Origin of the sequence: Ensifer sp. 22460, assembly GCF_052044935.1 — a bacterium.
GTDB lineage: Bacteria > Pseudomonadota > Alphaproteobacteria > Rhizobiales > Rhizobiaceae > Ensifer.
Genome location: NZ_JBQENZ010000052.1, coordinates 1 through 22,157, shown reverse-complemented (window position 1 = coordinate 22,157; position 22,157 = coordinate 1). Strand labels below are relative to the sequence as shown.

General features: G+C 60.1%; 21 protein-coding genes and 2 pseudogenes. 7 read left to right on the top strand and 16 right to left on the bottom strand.

Going from position 1 to position 22,157, the window contains the following annotated elements; genetic code table 11:
• From ACTJKM_RS35170 to ACTJKM_RS35140, 7 genes and pseudogenes are all read right to left on the bottom strand, one after another.
• A pseudogene (locus ACTJKM_RS35170) lies at positions 1-218 on the bottom strand (hypothetical protein); the annotation flags it as partial.
• Between the two features lie 189 nt (positions 219-407).
• Positions 408-857, bottom strand: a complete 450-nt coding sequence (locus ACTJKM_RS35165; protein ID WP_440639691.1) for a hypothetical protein — start codon at positions 855-857, stop codon at positions 408-410.
• A gap of 139 nt (positions 858-996) precedes the next feature.
• The gene (locus tag ACTJKM_RS35160) at positions 997-1,398 is read right to left on the bottom strand and encodes a class I SAM-dependent methyltransferase (protein ID WP_440661859.1); all 402 of its coding nucleotides are present in this window, start codon (positions 1,396-1,398) and stop codon (positions 997-999) included.
• A gap of 193 nt (positions 1,399-1,591) precedes the next feature.
• Positions 1,592-3,100 (bottom strand): arylsulfatase, encoded by a 1,509-nt coding sequence (locus tag ACTJKM_RS35155; RefSeq protein ID WP_440661858.1) that lies wholly within the window; start codon positions 3,098-3,100, stop codon positions 1,592-1,594.
• A gap of 160 nt (positions 3,101-3,260) precedes the next feature.
• On the bottom strand, positions 3,261-3,677 hold the full coding sequence (locus ACTJKM_RS35150) for a response regulator transcription factor (RefSeq protein WP_440661857.1): 417 nt from the start codon (positions 3,675-3,677) through the stop codon (positions 3,261-3,263).
• Positions 3,678-3,759: 82 nt separating this feature from the next.
• Positions 3,760-4,401 carry a response regulator transcription factor gene (locus ACTJKM_RS35145; RefSeq protein WP_113514703.1) on the bottom strand — a complete coding sequence of 214 codons (642 nt, stop codon included), beginning with the start codon at positions 4,399-4,401 and terminating at the stop codon, positions 3,760-3,762.
• Complete coding sequence (locus tag ACTJKM_RS35140) at positions 4,398-6,281, bottom strand: sensor histidine kinase (protein ID WP_440661856.1); 1,884 nt, start codon at positions 6,279-6,281, stop codon at positions 4,398-4,400. The genes ACTJKM_RS35145 and ACTJKM_RS35140 overlap by 4 nt, the downstream gene beginning before the upstream one ends.
• A 329-nt stretch (positions 6,282-6,610) precedes the next feature.
• Here ACTJKM_RS35140 and ACTJKM_RS35135 point away from each other — a divergent pair, with 329 nt between their 5' ends.
• From ACTJKM_RS35135 to ACTJKM_RS35115, 5 genes are all read left to right on the top strand, one after another.
• The gene (locus tag ACTJKM_RS35135; RefSeq protein WP_440661855.1) at positions 6,611-8,278 is read left to right on the top strand and encodes an arylsulfatase; all 1,668 of its coding nucleotides are present in this window, start codon (positions 6,611-6,613) and stop codon (positions 8,276-8,278) included.
• A 473-nt stretch (positions 8,279-8,751) separates the two neighbouring features.
• Positions 8,752-10,464 (top strand): arylsulfatase, encoded by a 1,713-nt coding sequence (locus ACTJKM_RS35130; RefSeq protein WP_440661854.1) that lies wholly within the window; start codon positions 8,752-8,754, stop codon positions 10,462-10,464.
• A gap of 163 nt (positions 10,465-10,627) precedes the next feature.
• Positions 10,628-11,659 carry an HAD family hydrolase gene (locus ACTJKM_RS35125; RefSeq protein WP_058328606.1) on the top strand — a complete coding sequence of 344 codons (1,032 nt, stop codon included), beginning with the start codon at positions 10,628-10,630 and terminating at the stop codon, positions 11,657-11,659.
• Between the two features lie 115 nt (positions 11,660-11,774).
• Positions 11,775-12,614, top strand: coding sequence for a hypothetical protein (locus ACTJKM_RS35120; RefSeq protein WP_113514699.1), 840 nt, complete (start codon positions 11,775-11,777; stop codon positions 12,612-12,614).
• A 197-nt stretch (positions 12,615-12,811) separates the two neighbouring features.
• Positions 12,812-15,058 carry a tetratricopeptide repeat protein gene (locus ACTJKM_RS35115; protein WP_440661860.1) on the top strand — a complete coding sequence of 749 codons (2,247 nt, stop codon included), beginning with the start codon at positions 12,812-12,814 and terminating at the stop codon, positions 15,056-15,058.
• Between the two features lie 392 nt (positions 15,059-15,450).
• On the opposite strand, the gene ACTJKM_RS35110 is transcribed toward ACTJKM_RS35115, so the two are convergent.
• The 5 genes from ACTJKM_RS35110 to ACTJKM_RS35090 all read right to left on the bottom strand — a co-directional run bounded on the left by ACTJKM_RS35110 (position 15,451) and on the right by ACTJKM_RS35090 (position 19,845).
• Positions 15,451-15,711 carry a hypothetical protein gene (locus ACTJKM_RS35110; protein ID WP_113514697.1) on the bottom strand — a complete coding sequence of 87 codons (261 nt, stop codon included), beginning with the start codon at positions 15,709-15,711 and terminating at the stop codon, positions 15,451-15,453.
• A gap of 22 nt (positions 15,712-15,733) precedes the next feature.
• A complete protein-coding gene (locus tag ACTJKM_RS35105) occupies positions 15,734-16,828 on the bottom strand; it encodes an extracellular catalytic domain type 1 short-chain-length polyhydroxyalkanoate depolymerase (RefSeq protein WP_440661853.1) in 1,095 nt (364 codons plus the stop codon).
• Between the two features lie 581 nt (positions 16,829-17,409).
• Positions 17,410-17,712 carry a DUF982 domain-containing protein gene (locus tag ACTJKM_RS35100; RefSeq protein ID WP_058328615.1) on the bottom strand — a complete coding sequence of 101 codons (303 nt, stop codon included), beginning with the start codon at positions 17,710-17,712 and terminating at the stop codon, positions 17,410-17,412.
• 133 nt (positions 17,713-17,845) lie between these two features.
• Entirely contained in the window at positions 17,846-19,474 is a 1,629-nt protein-coding gene (gene groL / locus ACTJKM_RS35095) for a chaperonin GroEL (protein WP_440661852.1), read from the bottom strand.
• A gap of 56 nt (positions 19,475-19,530) precedes the next feature.
• A complete protein-coding gene (locus tag ACTJKM_RS35090) occupies positions 19,531-19,845 on the bottom strand; it encodes a co-chaperone GroES (RefSeq protein ID WP_058328616.1) in 315 nt (104 codons plus the stop codon).
• A 282-nt stretch (positions 19,846-20,127) separates the two neighbouring features.
• On the opposite strand from ACTJKM_RS35090, the pseudogene ACTJKM_RS35085 reads away from it, so the two are divergent.
• Positions 20,128-20,390, top strand: a pseudogene (locus tag ACTJKM_RS35085) (aspartate-semialdehyde dehydrogenase).
• A gap of 142 nt (positions 20,391-20,532) precedes the next feature.
• On the opposite strand, the gene ACTJKM_RS35080 reads toward ACTJKM_RS35085, so the two are convergent.
• Positions 20,533-20,766, bottom strand: a complete 234-nt coding sequence (locus ACTJKM_RS35080) for a hypothetical protein (protein WP_440661851.1) — start codon at positions 20,764-20,766, stop codon at positions 20,533-20,535.
• Positions 20,767-20,882: 116 nt separating this feature from the next.
• On the opposite strand from ACTJKM_RS35080, the gene ACTJKM_RS35075 reads away from it, so the two are divergent.
• On the top strand, positions 20,883-21,032 hold the full coding sequence (locus ACTJKM_RS35075) for a hypothetical protein (RefSeq protein ID WP_197423405.1): 150 nt from the start codon (positions 20,883-20,885) through the stop codon (positions 21,030-21,032).
• Positions 21,033-21,190: 158 nt separating this feature from the next.
• Here ACTJKM_RS35075 and ACTJKM_RS35070 read toward each other — a convergent pair whose 3' ends face one another.
• From ACTJKM_RS35070 to ACTJKM_RS35060, 3 genes are all read right to left on the bottom strand, one after another.
• The gene (locus ACTJKM_RS35070; RefSeq protein WP_245296027.1) at positions 21,191-21,490 is read right to left on the bottom strand and encodes a DUF6522 family protein; all 300 of its coding nucleotides are present in this window, start codon (positions 21,488-21,490) and stop codon (positions 21,191-21,193) included.
• Complete coding sequence (locus tag ACTJKM_RS35065; protein ID WP_440661850.1) at positions 21,487-21,660, bottom strand: hypothetical protein; 174 nt, start codon at positions 21,658-21,660, stop codon at positions 21,487-21,489. The genes ACTJKM_RS35070 and ACTJKM_RS35065 overlap by 4 nt, the downstream gene beginning before the upstream one ends.
• Positions 21,661-21,676: 16 nt before the next feature.
• Positions 21,677-22,157: RrF2 family transcriptional regulator (locus ACTJKM_RS35060; protein WP_440661849.1), on the bottom strand; the 481-nt coding region annotated here is incomplete at its 5' end.

Below are 22,157 nucleotides of genomic sequence, written 5' to 3'. Positions count from 1 at the left end.
CGTTGTTCCGGCGTGGCATGCTCGACCCACATGCGCGTTTGGTTCTGCTCCGCAAGTGTGCTTACATCGACGACATTGATCTTGTCGCCGCTGTAGCTGCGCACAGTTTGCTCAATCTCTTTGGGCCAGTCCATTGCGGCACCTTGACCGTGCACGATTCCAACGAAGCTCAGGGCGGAGAGGCTGGCAATCATAGAAAAAGTCGCAATACGGTTCATTGTCATGCTCCTTCCTAGGTTTTGCGCTGGTGACCGAAGCGGCAACCAAGCGCGGCTGCTCAAGCAACTCGTCGCAGCTGAGATTACGCGAAACTCCACCGAGCGATATTGTCCTTAGGGGAAGTCGTCTGAACTTGCCGGCCGCTGGTAGGATCGACGGCCACGATATCTGTAAGTTTCACTGACCGGCTAAGGTCGGTGCGTCTTAGGATCATCCAGGGCCTCCACCGTCTTCAACACCGGCCCGAGGACCATCTCAGCGATATTGTGCTCCTCATGCGGGTCCGATTCGATGTTGAACACCTTCGGATAGCCGTTCATCGGTGCGGCGCTGCTTCCCACTCCGCCCAGCAGCGTTGCGCCGCCAGGGCCGCTGCAGCCGGGCGCCACGTCGGCGAAATAGGCCCGGAATTGCTTCCAGCGGACGGCGACCAGGTCGGAACCGACGAAGGTCAGCAAATGCTCGCGATGTCCGCTGTCATTGTCGCCGAGCAACAGGTCGCGCTGGTCGATCCCGTCGAACGGCCGGTCGTCCGGCACCTTGCCGCCCGCAAGCTTTGCGAATGTCGGGAAGAAGTCCATGATCGAGAACATCGCGTAGGAGGATCGCGGCTGGATCCGTTGCGGCCAGCGGATCACCGGGGCCCATTGGCGTAGAGAAAATACGTGTCTTGGGGCGCGCCCGGTGGATGCGGCAGCGAACGGGTCCCCGCGAGTTCGAGCGGCAAATCGGACAGGACGATGGCATGCGGCGAAAGGACCGCCGGGAGGCATCGGCTCAGTTTGGCACTGTCGCAATATTATTCGCTTCGACATATGAACCCATATCCGCATGTGCCAGGATCACCTGTCCGCCAAAGCGGGTGGCTGCGGCAGCAAGCGTGTCCTCGATGTCGCCAAGCAACAAATAATTCTGTGGCGGCGTGCAGTCGGCGAAACAGTCGGTCTCGCGATCCAGCACATAGATCTCGCGCTCCGGCAGATGGATGCGCAAGTGGTCGTAGGTTCGACCGTGGCCCAGACCCATCTCGAACACAATGCCCGGACGGCCGGCTATCTCTCTGAAGGCCCATTCGAGGCAGATGCGCTGGGCCTCCAGGCGGAAGAGCAATCTTTCGAGCCGGGAGTCCTTGCGTCTCCCTTCATCACGCGATTCTTTCGATCTGGCGTCCGTCGGCATACTTATCGTCCCTAGCGCGGCGCTATCATTTCTCAGGTGGCGGCCTCTTCTCCAATGCGATCCACTGGTAGCGGTGAGCGGCTGAACCGACCTATTTTCCTTAGTCGGCCCTCGAACTACATAGGCGTGACGCCGTCGGTGGCATTATGATCGCGTTCAAACCAAAAGGCCCGCCTTCAAAACGTATTGACGTTCAGAACCTCGTCATGTTCGCGGCGGGCGGATTGGGTGACCGCGCGAGGCTCGCCTTGTATTCCTCCACCGTTTTCAACACCGGGCCGAGGACCCAGTTGTACATCTCGCCGATATTGTGCTCTTCGTGCGGATCCGACTCGATGTTGAACACCTTTGGGTAGCCGTTCATCGGCGCCGCGCTGCTTCCCACGCCGCCCAGCAGCGTTGCGCCGCCAGGGCCGCTGCGGCCGGGCGCCACGTCGGCGAAATAGGCCCGGAATTGCTTCCATCGGACGGCGACCAGATCGGAACCGACGAAGGTCAGCAAATGCTCGCGATGTCCGCTGTCATTGTCGCCGAGCAGCAGGTCGCTCTGGTCGATCCCGTCGAACGGCCGGTCATCCGGCACCTTGCCGCCCGCAAGCTTCGCGAATGTCGGGAAGAAATCCATGATCGAGAACATCGCATAGGAGGATCGCGGCTTGATCCGTTGCGGCCAGCGAATCACCGCGGCGGTGCGGATCGCGCCCTCGCTGACGTCGCCCAGCGCGCCGCGATAGGGACCGGTCGTTCCCATGTCCGGCATGTCGGTGCCGAAGCGGCTTGCTCCGGGGCCGTCCGGCCCATTGTCGGAGGCGAAGACCACGATGGTGTCTTCCTCGATGCCAAGATCCTTCAGTGCGTCAAGCATCTTGCCGACGATCGCGTCGCCCTCCATCAGCGAGTCGCCGAACTGGCCAATGCGGGAAGCTCCTTCGAAGCGCTTCGAGGGCAGGTTCGGAAAATGCGTCCGGGAGATCGGCAGATACAGGAAGAACGGCTTGCCGGCCGCCTTTTGGCGCTTCATGAAATCGACGCCGCGGTCCACCAGTTCCCAGTCGATCCCGCGACGCACTTCCTCGGTATAGGGTTTCACCAGCTTCACCGGCTCTCCCCGCTTGGCCTCGACGATGTGCGGCCCCTTGTCGAGCGGGACGTCGATGGATTTGGTCTGATGGCCCTGGCGGATCATCCCGAACGCGTCCCAGGTGTCACCAGGAGGGATTCCGTAAAACTCGTCGAAGCCCTGGTTCTGTGGCTGGCTATAGACCTGGGCGCCAAGATGCCACTTGCCGAAGATCGCCGTGGCGTAGCCGGCGTCGTGCAGCATTTCCGCCATGGTGATTTCCTTGTCCGGCAGCGAGAAAGGCGTGCCTGCGACCGCGACCAGCGATAGCCCGGAGCGGATGGAATAGCGACCTGTCATCAATGCGGCGCGCGACGGCGTGCAGGATGGCTCGACCAGGAACTGCGTCAGCCGCAGGCCCTCTGCGGCGAGCTGGTCGATGCGCGGCGTCGGCGACCCGCGCAGCTCCCCACCGCCGTAGACGCCGATGTCGCCGTAGCCGATGTTGTCGGCGAGAACGAAGAGGATGTTTGGCGTCGATTGCTGCGCAGATGCTGTTCCGACAGGCAACGCGTTGGCAACTAGACAGGAGCCAATCGCCAATGCTTCGCGCATTCGCCGCCAAAATTTGAGCCATTTCATGCTGCGTCTCCACGTGTTGGCTATCGATCCGAAACGCCGCAATGTTAGCGTCTGATCGCCGCTCCTATTGCCTGCCGCGATGCACTCTCCGTTACCCTCATGCCATGCGCCAAAATACAACCCCTGCCTATTGCCCCTTGGAGAAGCGGGTCCAACCTCTTCAATCGCCTGACGAAGCGGTCAATGCTCTGTTGACGGCGCTGATCAACAATTCGGCTGGGAACGGCTTGTGCAGATACGCTACGCAGCCTGACTTGACCGCCTCCAGTTCCAGGGCCTCATCCTCCACGGCGGTTATGAAGATGACCGAAAGATTGACTCCGGAGGCCTTGAGGCGGTGCCAGAGCTCGACGCCGGACATGCCACCCAGGTGGATATCGAGCACCACACAGCCAATCCGGCTTGCATTGGCACGGCTGAGAAAGGCCTCCGCGGACGAATGTCCTTCGGTCGCAAAACCATTTGCGTTCAACAATCGTTCGACGCTCCTGCGCATGCTCGGATCGTCTTCGATGACAGCGACTGTGCGGGGTGGGCTTTCCAATTGACGCCTTTCTGGAGCCAATGCGAAAAGCATGACCAGCCCCGATCATGACGATATGACCGACGTCGAGGGCTGGCTATTGTCCTTTGGTGAAGCGCCCGGTCAGTTTTGTTAGCTACCGTCGCAGCGGATCCGCCGTGGCATCGACAAGCCCTAGTCTCTCGGCGATCGACACCGTCTCCGCCAGCGACCGCGCCCCCAGCTTTTCCATGACGTTGTGACGGTGTGCCTTGACCGTCCGTTCGGAGGTACCGAGCGCATAGGCAATCTGCTTGTTGAGCTTGCCGCGGACGATCAGGCCAAAAACTTCGCGTTCACGCGGCGTCAGGTTCACCAGACGCGCCCGGAGCCCATCAATGCGATCCTGCTCCAGACGCCGCGTTTCGCATCGGTGCAACGCTCTCTCGACGGCCTCCAGCAGAGCCTCCTTCGGGGCCGGCTTCTCCAGGAAATCCTCAGCGCCAGCCTTCATCGCTCGAACGCTTGTCCTGATGTCGCCTTGCCCCGTCAGAAACACGATCGGCAGCAGCGGCGCTTTCTCGGCCAGCCTATCCTGCAGTTCCAATCCGCTTAGGCCGGGCAAACCAAGGTCGAGTAGGACGCAGCCATATTCGCAGTCCGGAAACTGCGCGAGAAACTGATCGCCGGATTCATAGAGGGCGACGCGGAAACCGGACACCGAGAGCAGCCTGCCAAGTGCAGTGCGGAAGGATTGGTCATCATCGACTATATGAACGACGGGTTCCAATTGCTTCACCCACTTCGTGCGAGAGGCAGCACAATGCGGAAAACTGCTCCGCCTTCCGGACGGTTGGCCGCCCAGATCTTGCCACCGTAGGTCTCGACTATCGCTCGCGCGATCGAAAGTCCAAGCCCTGTCCCGGACGGCTTGGTAGTATAGAAGGGCTCGAAAACACTGGCGAGTTGTTCGTCGGGGATGCCGCTGCCCGTATCGGAAATCGACAGCTCCACCTTAGATTCCCTCGTCAGCGCTGTCTCAAGCATGAGCCTCCTTTCGGTCGTGACCACGTCCAGCATTGCGTCCATCGCGTTGGTCGCGAGGTTGAGAATGACCTGCTGGACGTGAACCCGGTCGGCTAGGATCGGCAGCTCCCGTGGGGCATGGTTGGAACTGACAACAACGCCTCTTCGCTCAGCCTCGCCATGGAGGATCCTGATCGCGCTCATCGTCACGTCATTGAGATCGAACTCCTGCCAGTCGATCTCGCCGCGTTTCTTAAGAAGACCCCTTATCCGCGAAATGACGTCATGTGCGCGCTGATCGTCGTCCTGAATGTCGACAAGGATCTGCTCGATCAGCTTGAGATCGGGCCGCTCGGACCGAAGGATGACTGCCGCCGCCTCGGCATTGCTGCGAATGGCACCCAGCGGCTGGTTGAGTTCGTGGGCAATCGACGCGGAGAGCGCGCCGGCGGTCGCGGACTGGTTGAGATGAACCACTTGGAGGAGACGATGGCGTGAGTTGGTCTCCGCGGCCCGGCGGCGGCGGCGTTCGACAAGAAGTCCGAAGATAACGGTGCCCTGTGCCATGATAACGGCAAGTGCGGTGACTGTGGCGAGCCAGTACTGTTCCCAGAAGGTCGGCTCTCTGAACATCTGGTTTGTGCCCAGAGGAAGGTTCTTCTGCGACAACCCCCAGCGTTGGAGCTGCCTCGCGTCTGCAACATAGGTTTGCGGAGACTCGCGACTGGAAACAGGCTTGCCAGCAATGGCATCGAGCGCGAGGTCGGCCACTGTCTTTCCCAGCGACTCGAACGTGACCACGCTGCCCCCGACGACACCGTAGTCGACATAAGTGAGATACGGACCGTAGATCGGGGCGCTGGCAGTCTCCGAAATCTGTTTGACCGCTTCACGCGGAATGAAATTGCGGCCGTCGCGATCCTTGAAGATCGTTAGCGCCAGGACGATGCTGTCACTTGGAAATTCGGCGGCCCGCCTGATGAACTCGTCAATCGCCAAGCCTTCCAGGTAGGTCGTTTGGTAATCCTTCGAAAAAGCCGCAAGATCGGCCCGCGCCGTGGCGAGCCACGAACGGTCGAATTTTGATGATCCCCCGATAATGAAGAGATGACGCGCCGCCGGCTGGAGTCCACGAGCCATCTCCGCAGTCTTGACGATGTGAAACTCGCTGAAGGCTCCGACCACATCGCTGGGCAGGCCCATTTCTTCGGCGGTGGATCTGCTGAAGCCGGCGACGATTATCCTTGCACCGTCCGCAAGGTTCTTGCGGTTCGCAGAGATGAACCGCGCCGATTCTTCGCCGAGCGCAATCACCACATCAGGGCGACGATCCGCATACTTGGCCGAAAGATATCCGGCCATTCGGCCGACGTGCTCCGACTCCGGAAATCTCGAAAGATCGAGAAATTCGGAGAAGAGATCGATCCTTCCTTTGGTCGCGTCGAGCAGACGCGTCCTCACGGCCTCTCCGGCCGCGGTCGTCGCGGCTATTCGTTCGTCATATGGGTAGAGAATGAGAACACGTGGATCCCGGCCCACGATCTCCTTGGACGCGGATGGCACCGCAGCAATCGATACAAGAAATATGCAGCAGAGAGCCGCTCGCCACCCGAGCCGGCGCGATCGTGTCCTCCAATTGCGCACCAAGCCCATCCCTTGCCCCGAGAAGCTCATCGACAAATAGCAAAGCCGCGTCGCCCTTACAACTCACCCAATGGAGTCAAGAAGATCACAATCTGTAATGGTTGCCCCAAGGTACAATATCGCTGCGGCTCACCGTTCGGTAGGGTGCTCGCCACGAGTGTCGTTCGTAACCTGCACGGAGGCTCGGGCTGGATGCCGTTCCGATCGAGAGGCGTCAGAATTTCGATATTGCTCCAGTTGTTTCGATTGATTTTGAGTGAGTAAGCGCACCGCGGCGCTTGTCTCCGTGCGCCTGGGTGAATCACCGTTCGACCGGAGATCTCAACGGAGGACTCGAAATGAAGCGTAGGATCATCTGCGGCGTTGGAGCATTGGCTGCTTCAACCGTTCTCTGGTGTACCGCATTCCCCCTGCAAGCCCAGGAAGCACAAACGAAGCCCAACATTCTCTTCATCGTCTCCGACGACACGGGCTATGGCGATCTGGGTCCCTATGGCGGCGGCGAAGGTCGCGGCATGCCAACTCCTAGCATTGACCGATTGGCCGACGAAGGCATGACGTTTTTTTCCTTCTATGCCCAGCCAAGTTGCACGCCTGGCCGCGCAGCCATGCAGACCGGGCGAATTCCGAACCGCAGCGGCATGACCACCGTGGCCTTCCAGGGCCAGGGTGGTGGTCTGCCGGCAGCCGAATGGACGCTCGCGTCGGTTCTAAAGCGAGGCGGCTACCAAACCTATTTCACCGGCAAATGGCATCTTGGCGAGGCAGACTATGCGATGCCCACCGCACAGGGCTACGACGAAATGAAATATGTCGGTCTTTACCACCTCAACGCCTACACCTATGCCGATCCGACCTGGTTCCCGGACATGGATCCGGAACTCAGGGCCATGTTCCAGAAGGTGACCAAAGGAGCGCTGTCCGGCAAAGCCGGCGGGCCGGTGACCGAGGACTTCAAGATCAACGGCCAGTACGTCGACACGCCGGTGATCGACGGCAAGGAGGGCGTTGTCGGCATCCCCTATTTCGACGGTTATGTCGAAAAGGCGGCACTCGAATTCCTTGATGCGGCTGCCAAGAAGCCCGATCAACCGTTCTTCATCAACGTGAATTTCATGAAGGTGCACCAGCCGAACCTTCCTGCTCCCGAGTTCCAGCACAAGTCCCTATCGAAGAGCAAATATGCGGACTCAGTCGTGGAACTCGACACGCACATCGGCAGGATCATGGACAAGCTCCGTGAAACCGGTCTCGACAATAACACTCTGGTCTTTTACACGACGGACAACGGAGCCTGGCAGGACGTTTATCCGGATGCCGGATATACGCCGTTCCGCGGCAGCAAGGGCACCTTGCGCGAGGGCGGCAATCGCGTTCCCGCGATCGCCGTGTGGCCCGGCAAAATCAAGCCGCGGGCAAAGAATCACGACATCGTCGGCGGCCTCGATCTTATGGCGACATTCGCCGCAATTGGCGGGGTGCCGCTGCCCGATAAGGACCGGGAAGACAAGCCAATCATCTTCGACAGCTATGACATGTCGCCGATCCTTCTTGGCAACGGCAAGTCTGCGCGCAAATCATGGTTCTACTTTACCGAGAACGAGCTCTCCCCCGGAGCGGTTCGCGTCAACAACTACAAGTTCGCGTTCAACATCCGTGGCGATGACGGAGCCTCGACCGGTGGCCTGGCCGTCGACTCGAACCTCGGCTGGAAGGGCGCGGAGAAATATGTCGCCACCGTGCCTCAGGTGTTTGACCTGTGGCAGGACCCGCAGGAACGCTACGACATTTTTATGAACAACTTTACGGAGCGGACCTGGATGGGCGTGGTCATGGGCGAAGAATTGAAGAAGATCATGGCCACATACGTGCAGTATCCACCGCGGAAGCCGCAGAGCCTGACCTACAATGGTCCCATCACACTTTCGGATTATGAGCGCTTCCAGTGGGTCCGGGACTCACTCGCAAAGGAGGGCGTCAATATTCCGATCCCGACCGGCAACTGACTTTCTCGCGGCGGCCCCAGAGCACCGGGGTCGCCTCTTTGTTCTAGAACGATATTGTGGAGCGGCCTGTCTGCCGAACCCTTACTGCCCTGCGTCCTGCCTCGACATCGAATGCGATGACTGGTCGGGCGCGCCGCGCCAAATCCTGCGCGTTGCCCCAAAGGACAATATCGCTGAGGCGCGTTCCCGACTAAGCTGCGGTGCGATGAGTGGCGTTCGCGTAAGTAGCGATTACGTGAACTGGGCGTAATTCCAATTTCAACGGACAGCAGACGCGAATGCTCCGGCGTGCTTCCGGCGCATCCGTCGGTGCAAGATTTTTCATGCGGTCGCCAAATTTCGATGGATTGTCGTCCATGCGTCCAAAGTGTCCTTTGTGCGCTCCCCCTTGAACGCGCGGCGCTCCAGCGCGAAGGCCACCGCAAACGGATATCTTCCGAACGGGAGATGTGTATTCACCGGAGGAGCTGAAAATGATCCGAAAAAGCCTTAGTTACAGTCTCGGTGCGTTGACGACTGTGGCGTTTCTCTGGGGCGCGATCGCCCCGGCGCAAGCTCAGGAGACGAGAAAGCCGAACATCCTGTTCATCATGGGCGACGACATCGGCTGGATGCAGCCGAGCATCTATCATCAAGGCATTGCGGTGGGAGAAACGCCCAACATTGACCGCATCGGCAATGAGGGTGCGAAGTTCATGACGTACTACGCCGAGCAGAGCTGCACGGCCGGACGCACTGCCTTCCTCACCGGCATGCAGCCGGTGCGCGTCGGCATGGTCCTACCGGAAATTCCCGGAAGCCCGTCCTACTTGCGGACCGGCACGCCTTCGCTCGCCAAGTTCCTATTCGATCTCGGCTACAACACCGGCGAGTTCGGCAAGAACCATCTCGGAGATCACACTGAATCCCTGCCGACCGCGCACGGTTTCCAGGAGTTCTGGGGGTATCTGTATCACCTCGACGCCATGCAGGGAGTAAGCTTCCCTGATATCAACAGGACACCGACCGAGCAGACACTCGCGCCGCCTTGCAAGAACACGCCGATCCCAGGACTTGCGGAGGATCCCGCGGCCGTTGATCCCAAGACGACGACTTGCCTGACGCCACCGCGTCCGATGCTCGCGTGCACATCCTCCGACGGGACGGCGGCGAACCAAAGCTGCAAGGATCAGGGCCCGCTGACGCTGGAGCGATCGAAGACCGTGGACGAGGAGATCTCGGCCAAGGTTATCGACTTCCTCGACCGCAACGATCCCGAGAAGACGAAGAAGCCGTTCTTTGTCTGGTACAACCCGGCCCGTATGCACATCACGACCGTGCTCCCGGACAAGTACCTGGCCATGGTCGGCGAACCTGGCGGCAAGGACTGGGGCGTCAACGAAGCCGGCATGAAGCAGATGGACGACAACATCGGCTACGTGCTGAAAAAGCTCGAGGAGATGGGCGAGCTCGACAATACCGTCATCGTCTTCACCACCGATAACGGCGCCGAGACGATCACCTTCCCCGACGGCGGCACCACCCCCTTCAAGGGCGGCAAGCTGTCCACCTGGGAAGGCGGCATGCGCGCGCCGCTGGTCGTACGCTGGCCCGGGCATATCGAGCCCGGAACGGTGAAGAACGAGATGTTCGCCGCTCTCGACTGGCTGCCCACCTTGGTCGACATTGCCGGCGGCCCCGAGGGCAACGAGCTGAAGGCGCGGATCGAGAAGGGCGAGTATCCTGGCATCGCCAAGACCACGCTCGACGGGGTCAACCAGCGCGACTACCTGGAAGGCAAGTCGGAAAAATCCGCGCGCGACCACTTCTTGTACTACTCCGGCAAGGAGCCGTCGGCAGTGCGATACAAGAACTGGAAGATGTACTTCGCGATGGTGTCGGACGACCCTGCTGGCTTTATCTCCGGCGTGCAGCCCTATTCCTGGACGCAGGTCGTCAACATCAAGCGTGATCCTTTCGAAACTTCGGTCGGCCAGCAGATCAAGACACTGTTCGGCATGGGCGGCGCCATCGCCTCTCCGTCGACGGCCTATGTCTATGACTGGAACATGCTGCCCATCGGGCAGCAGTTGTGGCTGAGGCACCTTGAGACCTACGTCGACTTCCCGCCGATGCAGGACCCGGCAAGCTACAATCTGGAGCAGGTCATGCAGCAGGTCCGGGAAATGAAGACCGGTCACGACTGACGCGCCAATGGGCGTACGACATGGCGGGGCGGCCCAGGACGGCCGCCTGCCAACCGGACGCGCTGCGGATCGCTCGGTATTTTTCACGGGAAAGTAGCGGAACGACCCCCAAAGCGCTTGCCGTTACCGCGGCAACTGCTCGGCCAACAACAGGAGACACGACATGGGAGTGTTCCATCATTTCGACCTCGGCCGTCGCCGATTGTTCGTAACGCTTGTGGCAATACTGGTTCCGATCGCCGTCGCCTGCTCCGGCGGTCCTTCACAGGCCCAGACCGATCCGCTGCCCTCATGGAGCGACACCGCGCCGAAAGCGGCCATCGTCGCGTTCGTCGAGAAGGTGACCACCGAGAACTCGCCCGACTTCGTTCCGGAACCGGAGCGCATCGCCGTCTTCGACAATGACGGCACGTTGTGGGTCGAACATCCGATGTATACCCAGCTCGCCTTCGCGCTCGACCGCGTGAAGGCCGAGGCTGCCGCCCATCCGGAATGGAAGGACACCCAGCCGTTCAAGGCAGTTCTGGAGGGCGACATGAAGGCGCTGGCTGCATCGGGCGAAAAGGGCCTGGTGGAGCTCATCATGGAGACCCATGCGGACATGACCAATGACGAGTTCCAGAAGGTCGTTTCCGATTGGATCGCCACGGCGCGCGATCCGAAGTTCAAGAAACCCTATATCGAGCTCGTCTACCAGCCGATGATCGAACTGCTCGCCTATCTCCGCGACAACGGCTTCAAGACCTTCATCGTATCGGGTGGCGGTATCGAATTCATGCGGCCATGGACGGAGCAGATCTACGGCGTCCCGCCCGAGCAGGTCGTCGGATCGTCGATCAAGACTCAGTTCGAGATGCGAGACGGCACGCCGACCCTGTTCCGTCTGCCGCAAGTCAACTTCATCGATGACAAGAGCGGCAAGCCGGTCGGTATCAACGAACATATCGGCCGCCGTCCGATCGCCGCCTTCGGCAATTCCGACGGCGATCTGGAAATGCTGCAATGGACGACAATGACGGGTGGGAGCGTCCGTTTCGGCATGCTCATTCATCACACCGATGCCGAACGCGAATACGCCTACGACCGCGACACCGAATTCGGCCGCCTCGACGAGGCGCTTGATGCGGCGGCGATAAACAAATGGACCGTGGTCGACATGAAGGCGGATTGGAAAGAGATCTTTCCGAAGAAGTAAACTGCGTTGTGTGCATCGCGTGCGACACTCTTGTGTAGTCAATGTCCATCCACGTTCATGAGGCCATCAGGACAGGCGGCCCTGCCGCTTATCCCAAACTCGAAGGACATCCACGATGAGACCCAATCATATCGCCGGCTTGATAGCCGTTGTTGGAGGCCTGGCACTGGCAGCAACTGCTGCACTCGCCCAGGATTCCACCAAGAAGCAGCATGTGCCGCTGGGCAAGGCGATCGGAACGGTCGCGCCCACCGGTCCGGTGCCGTCACTTGCAGTCATCAACTCGGATGGCGCTAAGATCGACGGTGACAAATTGGTTCTGACTGGCGTGTCGGCAAATTCGATTGTCTTTGCCGATCGACCGGTGCGGGCCGCCGGACATGTAACCACCGAACAGTTCATCATGCAGTGGGATGAAGGCAAGGACAACTTCGCCATCGACCCTCCAAACGCAACGGTGTCGGTGCTGGGAGGTGGCGGCTCGGACGTCAGTGACGTCGTGGTCACTCTGAAATCTCCAAAGCTGGAAGGTACTACGCTCACATTCGATATTGCCGTTCTGGAAGGAAGTCTGAGTGGTGCGGCCGGACCCGCTGCGGTTTTCATCGATCATTTCGCCGGTGGTTTTGGCGGCGGCGGTTTTGGCGGAGGTGGCTTCCGCGGTGGGGACTTTGGTGGGGGTGGGTTCCGCGGTGCGGACTTTGGCGGAGGTGGCTTCCGCGGTGGGGACCTGGCCGCGGGCGGGTTCCACGCAAGCTCCGCGCGTGTCAACGACGTCAACGTCACCCATGTCGGAGGCAACTACTGGCATGCCCCCGTTTACAACGGGGCTTGGTATCGCGGTGGTGCGGTTGCCGCGGGAGTGGTGGCTGGCGCCGCCGTCGGCGCTGCAGCAGCCAATCCGTATTACTACCCGCCGCAATGCGGCTACTATCCGTACCCGCCTTGCTACTAAGCTGGGTGGTTGGCCTGATCAGTGCGAATGCAACCGTTCCCAGTGGAGAACGCTAGGCTGATTGGGCCTTTCTGGTTGCTTTTATGCCAGATGCTTTGGTCGCGCTGCCGGGTCAGCGCGCCCCCTATTCCGGAACGATACGGAGCTTTCGATTGACGGGGCTTATCCACTCATCGGCAATTATTCGGGCAGCCTTGTTGTTTGGCGCCTCGCTTGTGTTCCCCGCACCGATTGCCGCCGCTGAGACGTCTCCGTCTCCTGCCGCTGACCCGTTGGTCGCTCCCCATGATGGATTCGTCGACGAAAAGACGTGTACGTCCTGCCACACCGAACAGGTCGCCGCATTCGCCAAATCGCACCACGCCAAGGCGATGGCCCTTGCCGATGATAAATCCGTGCGCGCCGATTTCAACAACACCCGGTTCGAGCGTGATGGCGTTGCGGCGGACTTCTTCCGCCGAGACCGTCGCTTCTTCGTCCGCACCGAAGGACCGGATGGCCAGCCGGCGGACTTCGAGGTCAAATACACGTTCGCCTATGAGCCTCTCCAGCAGTATCTGGTCAATCTCGGCGGTGGCAGGCTGCAGGCTCTCGACATCGCCTGGGACACGAAAAAGCAGGCGTGGTTCTGGCTGGGCGAAGGCGGTGCGGCAAAACCGGGCTCGACCTTTCATTGGACGGGTCCGTTTTATCGCTGGAACCGTACCTGCATCGACTGTCATTCCACCGATACGCGCACCAATTTCGATCCGCAGACGAACGAATATAAATCCTCCTACGTGGCGACGAGCATTGGTTGCCAGTCCTGCCATGGGGGCGGTGCAAGGCATCTCAAATGGGCCAGAGCCAAGGCGGCAAATGCTGCAACGGCGGCGACAGATTCCGGCCTCTCGAAGGTCGACGCGAACACCTGCTTCGCCTGTCATGCGCGACGCAGCAGACTTGTCGGTGACTATCGACCAGGGGGATCCTTTCTCGACCATTTTTCTCCAGCGTTGCTTCGCAGCGATCTTTACTTCCCAGACGGGCAAATTCGCGACGAGGTGTTCGAATATGGCTCCTTCCTGCAGAGCAAGATGGCAAACGCAGGCGTCACCTGCATAGACTGCCACAGACCTCACGAGGGTACTGTCAAAGCCGCCGGCAACGCCCTATGCACGCAGTGCCACGCCGAAACTGCGCCCGAACGCTTTACAAGCAACGACCCGAGCGGGGCGTTCGACACGCCGGCCCACACGCATCACCCGCACGGCTCCGCTGGCGCTCTTTGCGTCAACTGTCACATGCCGGAGCGTACCTACATGAAGGTGGATCCCCGGCGCGACCATTCCTTCGTCATCCCCCGCCCTGACCTTTCCGCGCTGTACGGAACGCCGAATGCCTGCACGTCGTGCCACGAGGGCAAAACGAACGCCTGGGCGTCCGAGAACCTGGACAGGTGGTATGGCAAGGCCTGGCGGAAACGCCCGACGATTGCGCACGCCTTCGCGGCAGCGGCGCAGGGCGATCGTGCAGCAACCGACGATCTGCGCAGGTTTTTGGCCGACCGCGAACAACCTGGCATCGTCAGGGGCAGTGCGATTACTGAAATGACAAGGCTCGACGGAGCCGCCACGGCCGCGGACGTCAGGGCGGCAGCGGAAGACCGGGATCCGCTCGTTCGGCTGGGGGCAGCGGAGGCGGCTGCTAACTTGTCCCCGGAGCTGCGGCTGGACGCGGTCGGCGTCCTGCTTGGAGACGAAACCCGAGCGGTCCGCGTGGCAGCGGCCAAGGCTCTTGGCACCACTCCGTCACTGGACCTCCTCGGCGATCAACGGCGCGCATTCGATGCCGCCGTCGACGACCTGCGTGCCTATGTCCAAGCCAACGCGGACAGCGCCGAGACACAGAATAACCATGGGACGTTCCTGTTCGAACAGAGACGCAGGGTCGAGGCGGAAAAGGCCTTCCGCCGGGCAATTTCTCTCGATCCGACGCTTTCAGGCCCGCGCATTAATCTTGCCGAACTGTACCGCGCCGTCGGTGACAACGAGAAATCCGAGCATGCTTATGCCGAGGCGGTCGCGGCAAATCCGGACCGGGCCGACCTTCGCTATGGACACGGGTTGTCGCTCGTTCGTCAAAAGGCGATGCCGGATGCGATTGAGGAGTTGGAAGCGGCAGTGCGCCTGGATCCAGGTAATTCCCGATATCGGGCGACGGCGGCGATAGCGCTCGATGCAGTTGGCCGAACGGATGACGCTTTCGCTCTGTTCGCTCCCGCTGTCGTAGGTGGTGCAACTGACGCCAATCTGCTCGGCACTGCCATTCAACTTGGTCTCAAACTCGGACGCTATGCCGAGACGCTTAAGTTTGCGAAGGCGCTCGCCGGTCTCCAGCCGAACGATCCACGGACTGCAGAACTCGTCAGGCAATTACAGGATGCGGTTGAGCACGGCAGGTAAGCTTGGGCTTCGCACTTGTGGCGCGGCAACGGAAATTCGGATGGACGATGGCGTATCCGTTTTCGTTGATCCTGACGGGTTGGGGGCTGGTTCACTTTGCTGTGCTAATCGTTCCTGTGAGGCCGGCATCCAGAGAGCGTGCTGACGCACGTGGGGGAATGCCTCGCCCAACTCGAGTGGGTCAGCAGTTGGCCACGACGCGTGGCCGATCTGAGCGAAGTGGGGACGCTAGGAGCAGGCAGTGACGAATGCGGCGGCCTAGGCCATATGGAAGTAACCGTAGAAGGTCTCGTCGAAGTGCTCATCGCCGAGGTCTTCAATGGCATAGGAGTGGACCTGAAACGCGGCGTTGTTGACACACGTGGAGCTTACAAAATTCCGACGCCGCCTTCTCAACGGCCTTGGCGCAACCACCTCGAATCCTTGACATCACCTTTGATAACGAGGCAGCGCCGGCCTTCACGCGCGACGGCATCTGCAGTCTCCTGGGCGTCTTTGTCTTCGTCGAGATGGAGGATGACGATGTCAGCTCCCTCGCGCGCAAACAGAACTCGTCTTATTCCTGAATCGCCACCGCTGACGATCGCAAACTTGTCCTTCAGCTTGTCAGAGCCGAGATAAAAAGGCGCGTCATAGAGGGCAAGCGGCGACAACTTGGTCTCGTCGCCCGCCCGCCTAGCGCATTAGGCCCGCCGCACGCAGCGCATCTTCGATCGTCCGACGAATGCCGTCCGCCGGTACCGCTCGACGCGGGCTATCCGCTTTGCCGCGCGAGTTGGGGGCAGGGACGTCAATGTCGGCCCCAGGGGTGGGGTGGCTAAAAGATGGCGCTGCAATTCCGAATGACAGCGCAATTTCCTCAGTCGACGAAATGCCGACGTCGAGCATATAGGGTCCTGCCCGCCCGTAACCGCTTTTGACGTCGATTGGCGTGCCGTGGCCCATGCCCTTGACGCGATTGAGCTGTAGGCGCTCCGTCCCGTCAGCACCTACCCAGACCAGGCGTTCAAGCCGTCGCTGTATATGTGATCGAGGGGTTGCTTTTGCATCGTGGATGCCCCGCCACTGCTCGACAATCGCGTCTGCATTGGCCGAGTTGACGATTGCGTCCTGGGTTCCCTGCCAGACCGATATTGAAGGCCATGGCCCCTTTGACTTGGAAGCAGATCGAAGCAGCTTTTGAAGCGATTGTCCGTCGGGAATGCCTTGCGCCCGCATCCGGTCGAACGCCTGTGGTATCGTGTGCGCTGTCCCATAGGGAACGCCCGCTATGATTGCGCCGCCGGCAAAGACTTCAGGATAGGTCGCCAGCATCACATTCGCCATAGCGCCGCCTGCCGACAGGCCGGTGATATAGACCCGGCTGGCATCGATGCCATAGCGTGCTTCGGCGGCCTCGATCATCTGGCGGATCGAAAGCGCTTCCCCTCGATCGCGCGCTATGTCGTTCGACTGGAACCAATTGAAGCAGAGATTGGCATTGTTGGTGCGGATCTGCTGAGGAAACAAGACGACAAAGCCGTTCTCGTCGGCCAGTTTGCTCCATCCCGAGCCAGTATCGTATGTCGCCGCCGTCTGAGTACAGCCATGGAGCACCACGACAAGCGCCGGCCGCGGAGATATTTTGGATGGGACATGAACCCTTGCCTCGAGCTGGCCTGGGTTCGATCCAAAGGCCTCGAATGGAGCCAGGTGGCTTTCGCGGCGAGGCGCGACCGGATTTGTGCGGAATTGTTTGAGAAGGGCGAGGGTGTTGGACAGCGAGCGCATGACAGACCTCCAGGCCGTAACGGCCAGGATGGCTATCATAGCGGCCTTAGGCAGCTATCGGACTTGATTGCTGCAATGCACAATTAATGCTGTGACGCAATATTTCAATAGCGGATCGTTGAATTCGCACGTAACGACTTGGTCGAGTTTAACGGAGGCGCTCACAAATACGTCAATCCAGCCAACGGTTAAGGAAGGTAAGGCAAGACCGTCGCCAAATCGGGCTATGGTCGAGGGTGGTAATGACCACATCCCATTGTGAATTGGGATCGAGAAGGCCCTATGCCTGGATGATCCGTAGTGCCCGGATACCGGCCGCGTGGAGCAGCGCGGCCCTCGTCGTATCGCGGTCTCGTTTTTCGATGCCGCCCGCGGTGGTCTGCAGATCCATCACAGGATCTGCTGCTGTCCGGATCGGCACGATACCGACCTCCTCCCGCATCTCACGGATGGTGGCGACGGCACGTCGAGCAGCTGTCGCACTTCAGAATGTACCTGTGAGTGCAAGGATCGCATAATGTATCGTCGGGAACGAGGTAGGCGGAGAGGCCGCAAGCGCAGCCTCTCACGGGAAGGTCAGTTCACGGCGAGATTCGACCGCCACCGGACTTCGCTTTGATCATCCACGGCAGAACCGCGGGAGCTTTCACGAGTATGCCCTTCTTCTTCGCGAAGGCGCGGAGGGCGTCTCGCGCCACCTGAACGGGCTTGTGACCGTCATGGGCCAGGTAGCACGTCTTCAGGGTCGCGTCATGAATGATGTCGCGATTTCCTTTAGACCATTCCTCAAGGAAATCGATCGCATCGTGCAGGTTTGTGATTTCGAGGACCAGATCCTTCCTTTCACGCAGGTAAACTGGCCGGTCAAACATCTTCGTTTGCATTTCTACCTCACTGAATAGCTCCGTCACCACTCCCAACCTGAGCAGCCAGTCATCCAGCGGTGCCCAGTCGGTGGGGCCGGTCGGTTGGATTTCGTCAGGCCCGCTCTCGGGAGAACGGGCCTGAACCATCGCTCTAGAAGTCCATTCCTGCGCCGGCCGGTAGTGCTGGCGCGGCGTCCTTCTTAGGCTTCTCAGCGATCATCGCCTCGGTCGTAACCAGGAGGCCCGCGACGGAGGCAGCATCCTGGAGCGCGGTGCGCACCACCTTGGCCGGGTCGATCACACCTTGTATATACAGGTCGCCATATTCACCGGTCTGAGCGTTCCACCCGTAGGGGAAGTCCGTTTTCTCGCGCAGCTTGCCGACGATGATTGAGCCTTCGGCGCCAGCATTCTCAGCGATTTGTCGAACCGGTGCCTCGACCGCACGCCTCACGATCTCGATCCCAACCTTTTGGTCTTGATTGGCCGAAGGGAGATCGTCGAGCGCCTTGACCGCCCGTAGCAGCGCGACACCGCCACCAGGCAGAATACCTTCTTCCACTGCCGCTCGGGTGGCATGCAGCGCATCGTCGACGCGGTCTTTCTTTTCCTTCACCTCTACCTCGGTCGAGCCGCCGACACGAATGACGGCAACACCGCCGGCGAGTTTGGCCAGGCGCTCCTGCAGCTTCTCGCGATCGTAGTCGGACGTGGTTTCTTCGATCTGGGCGCGTATCTGCGAGACACGGCCGTCAATATCAGCTTTGGCGCCAACGCCGTCGATGATCGTTGTGTTCTCCTTCTCGATCGTGACTTTCTTCGCCCGGCCGAGCATGTCGAGGGTGACATTCTCGAGCTTGATACCGACGTCGTCAGACACAACCGTGCCGCCGGTGAGAACGGCGATATCTTCAAGCATGGCCTTGCGGCGATCGCCGAAGCCCGGAGCCTTGACAGCTGCGATCTTCAGGCCGCCGCGCAACTTGTTGACGACCAGCGTTGCGAGCGCTTCGCCTTCGACATCTTCAGCAATGATCAGCAGCGGCTTGCTGGATTGCACCACCGCTTCGAGCACCGGCAGCATGGCTTGAAGGTTGGAAAGCTTCTTCTCGTGAATGAGGATGTAGGGATCGTCGAATTCGGTCCGCATCTTGTCGGCATTCGTCACGAAATACGGGCTGAGATAGCCGCGGTCGAACTGCATACCTTCGACGACTTCGAGTTCGGTCTCCGCCGTCTTGGCTTCCTCGACGGTGATGACACCTTCATTCCCTACCTTTTGCATCGCCTCCGCGAGATAACGGCCGATTTCCTCGTCGCCGTTGGCCGAGATCGTGCCGACTTGAGCGATCTCCGAGTTGTTGGAGATCTTGCGGGCGTTGGTCTTGAGTTCCTTCACGATCGCGTCAACCGCGAGATCAATGCCGCGCTTGAGATCCATGGGATTCATGCCGGAAGCAACCGCCTTAGCCCCTTCCTTGACGATCGCCTGCGCCAGCACGGTGGCCGTGGTCGTTCCGTCACCGGCGAGATCGTTGGTTTTGGAGGCGACTTCGCGCAGCATCTGCGCGCCCATATTCTCGAACTTGTCTTCCAGTTCGATTTCCTTGGCGACCGAGACGCCGTCCTTGGTGATGCGAGGGGCGCCAAAGGACTTGTCGATAACGACATTGCGCCCCTTTGGGCCGAGCGTCACCTTGACGGCATTGGCAAGGACATCGACCCCACGCAGCATGCGTTCACGGGCATCGGTGTGAAACTTGACTTCTTTCGCAGCCATTTCCTTAACTCCTCAATAGGCAGCTATTTGACTGGTGGATTTATGGTGTGGTTGGCTCAGGCTGCCTGCTGGCGCTCGACTTGGGCTTCGAGGACACCGAGGACCTCGCTCTCTTTCATGATCAGCAGGTCTTCCCCGTCGATCTTGATCTCGGTCCCTGACCACTTGCCGAACAGGATGCGGTCGCCTGCCTTGACATCGAGCGCTTGGACCTGGCCCGCTTCGTTGCGTTCGCCAGGGCCGACGGCGACGACTTCACCCTCCTGAGGTTTCTCCTTTGCGGTATCGGGAATGATGATCCCGCCCCTGGTTTTCTCTTCCGATTCAACCCGGCGGACGAGAATACGATCATGCAGCGGTCGGAAAGACATGTTTTCCTCCATGGACAAACAGTAGTGACGTTGTTCCCCCATCACCGGACCGGATGACCAGTCCGGACGGGTACAAAACCTCATATGAGCGTCTTGCGCAAAATCATCTGGTTTCACGACTTTTCGGATTCAAGGGGTGAAACCAAAAAAATTAGCACTCGCATCGCGGGGCTGCTAACGTGCTGTAAAGGAACAACAAAGCCCTGCTTTGCGCTGAGAATTCCGTTGATAACCGCGAACAATTACGCCACCTTAGCGCTTATTGAGTAACGGAGATGAAGCATGCGATATTCATCGGCTTTCGAGCGTCAAATAAACGGCTACGGACTGACCACCGCGCATATCCTTTACCGCATTCCCGATTTAGAATCCGTTCTGCGGACCTAAGTCTGGCTCTTGCTCCCGACTTTCCTGAAATGCAGAAATTCCTCGTTTTCTGGCAAGCCAATCTCGACGGTCCGCTGCATTCCGTTCGCTATACCCATCAGCGCCTGATCCGACCGAACGAATGGCGCAGTATTGCAGGTGAGTTCAAGCTGCACTGAGATTTGCGTCGCGACCATAGATGTGGGGCGCCGTCTCGATGGCGCCCATGGGCAGGCAGTTCCTTCAAGACTCCCATCCGGCCGGATTGCAGCGCCGTCAGCGACATCAGGAACATGCGCTCGAGCAATTCGCTCATGCGTATCACGTCCCATTGCTGGCGATTGCCGGTGGCTCGAGCGACCTTCTGTCGAGGTGGCGCGGGGACGCCAGCGGGTCGTCGGCGGCGCGGCGTGCCGGGACAAGTCGCTCCACCAAGCGGATGACGACGGGAGACAGCGGCAGAAACACGGCTGCGACCAGCAGGTTGAAGGCGGCGTGGAGGCCGACGGCGGTTTCATCCGCCCGTTTGAAAACATGTGCTGATCGGCGCGACATGGCTCCTGCTCGCCGTTGGCCACTAAGATTATCGCCCGGTGGCAGAGCGGTACATTGTCACGTAGCATCCTCGCGTTAATGTGGTATTTGATATACTACATTAACGGGGAGCGCCCATGGACACGGACGAAGTACGCAAGCCTATGGTTTTTTCTGGCGAGCAGGTGAGCGGCAGAGATCTCAATGGCAGCAGCCTGATGCCGATGCTCGTCGTCGGGCTTGTGCTGGTTGCAATTGGCTACGCGGCCGTGATGATCTTTGTCTAGGCAGCCGTTTCAGGGGTGGGAGGGGCGTAACCTACGAGGCGGGCGCCCATTAAATGCGCTCCACTGGATAGGCGAAGCAGAGCCAGGCTGGTTGGCGGGCCACCGTAGAGAGGCTGCCTCCGGGACGTCAGCGGCCTATCGCCGTTGGTGGCCTGTTTCTACCGCTGCGCGGTGTGTGTGATTGTGGAAAGAACGTCTACGCGCTGTGTCCTGACTGAGCCGTCCGCCTCGACGATTGCCTGCCAGCGCCTATTGCCGCAGCGCACAGAAAGGCGCCAGCGGCCGTCATCCTCTCCTACCCCGCGTTCCACACGGGAGGAGACCAGGCCGCGGCGCATGTGGTCGCGCAAGGTTTGCGTCGGCCAGTTGAAGCGTGCCGCAAGCATCTCTGCCGGCAACAGGAATTCGCCTGCTGCATCGCGGGAAAGAACGAGCGGCTGGGTGTTGATTTCCATCATGACAGCGTCTCGGGCGCAGTCGGCGCAACGAGCAAGGAACCCTTGCCGCCGTCGAAGGCGATGGCAAGGCGAACGCAATGGACGATGCGCGGCGCCCGGTCGAGCAGGTGCATGGCGAACTCCGGCGGATGCGGCATGTGGAGCGCAGCAATCATCAATCCCGATACCATCCAGTCCCCCTTCGTCTCACGCAGCGTTCGCATTGATACCGAGCAGCGGGCCGAGCGCCGCCCGGTTCTGCACGATGTCGGCTAGCGTGTACTTGTCGAGCACGGCGAGGAACGCGCCTAGCGCCTCGTGCAGCATGCCCTTGAGCTGACAGGCTGGCGAAATCACGCAGCTGTGCCCTCCTGCTTGCATGCATTCGGCCAGCGCGAACTCCTCCTCGGTCGCTCGCACCAGCGCGCCAACAGCGATCTCCTCCGGTGTCTTCGCGAGCCGGATGCCGCCCGCACGCCCGCGCGTCGTTTCGACGATTCCGAGGTCGCGCAAAGTCTGCGCCACCTTAAGGAGGTGGTTGCGTGAAAGCCCATAGGCTTGCGCCACGTCATTGACCGTGCATGTGCCGTTCCGTCGCGTCGCGGCGAAGATCAGCATGCGCAGGGCATAGTCGGTGTGGAGTGTCATTCGCATCGTCGCAGTGAATTCCATAAAGTGGTATTTTGTG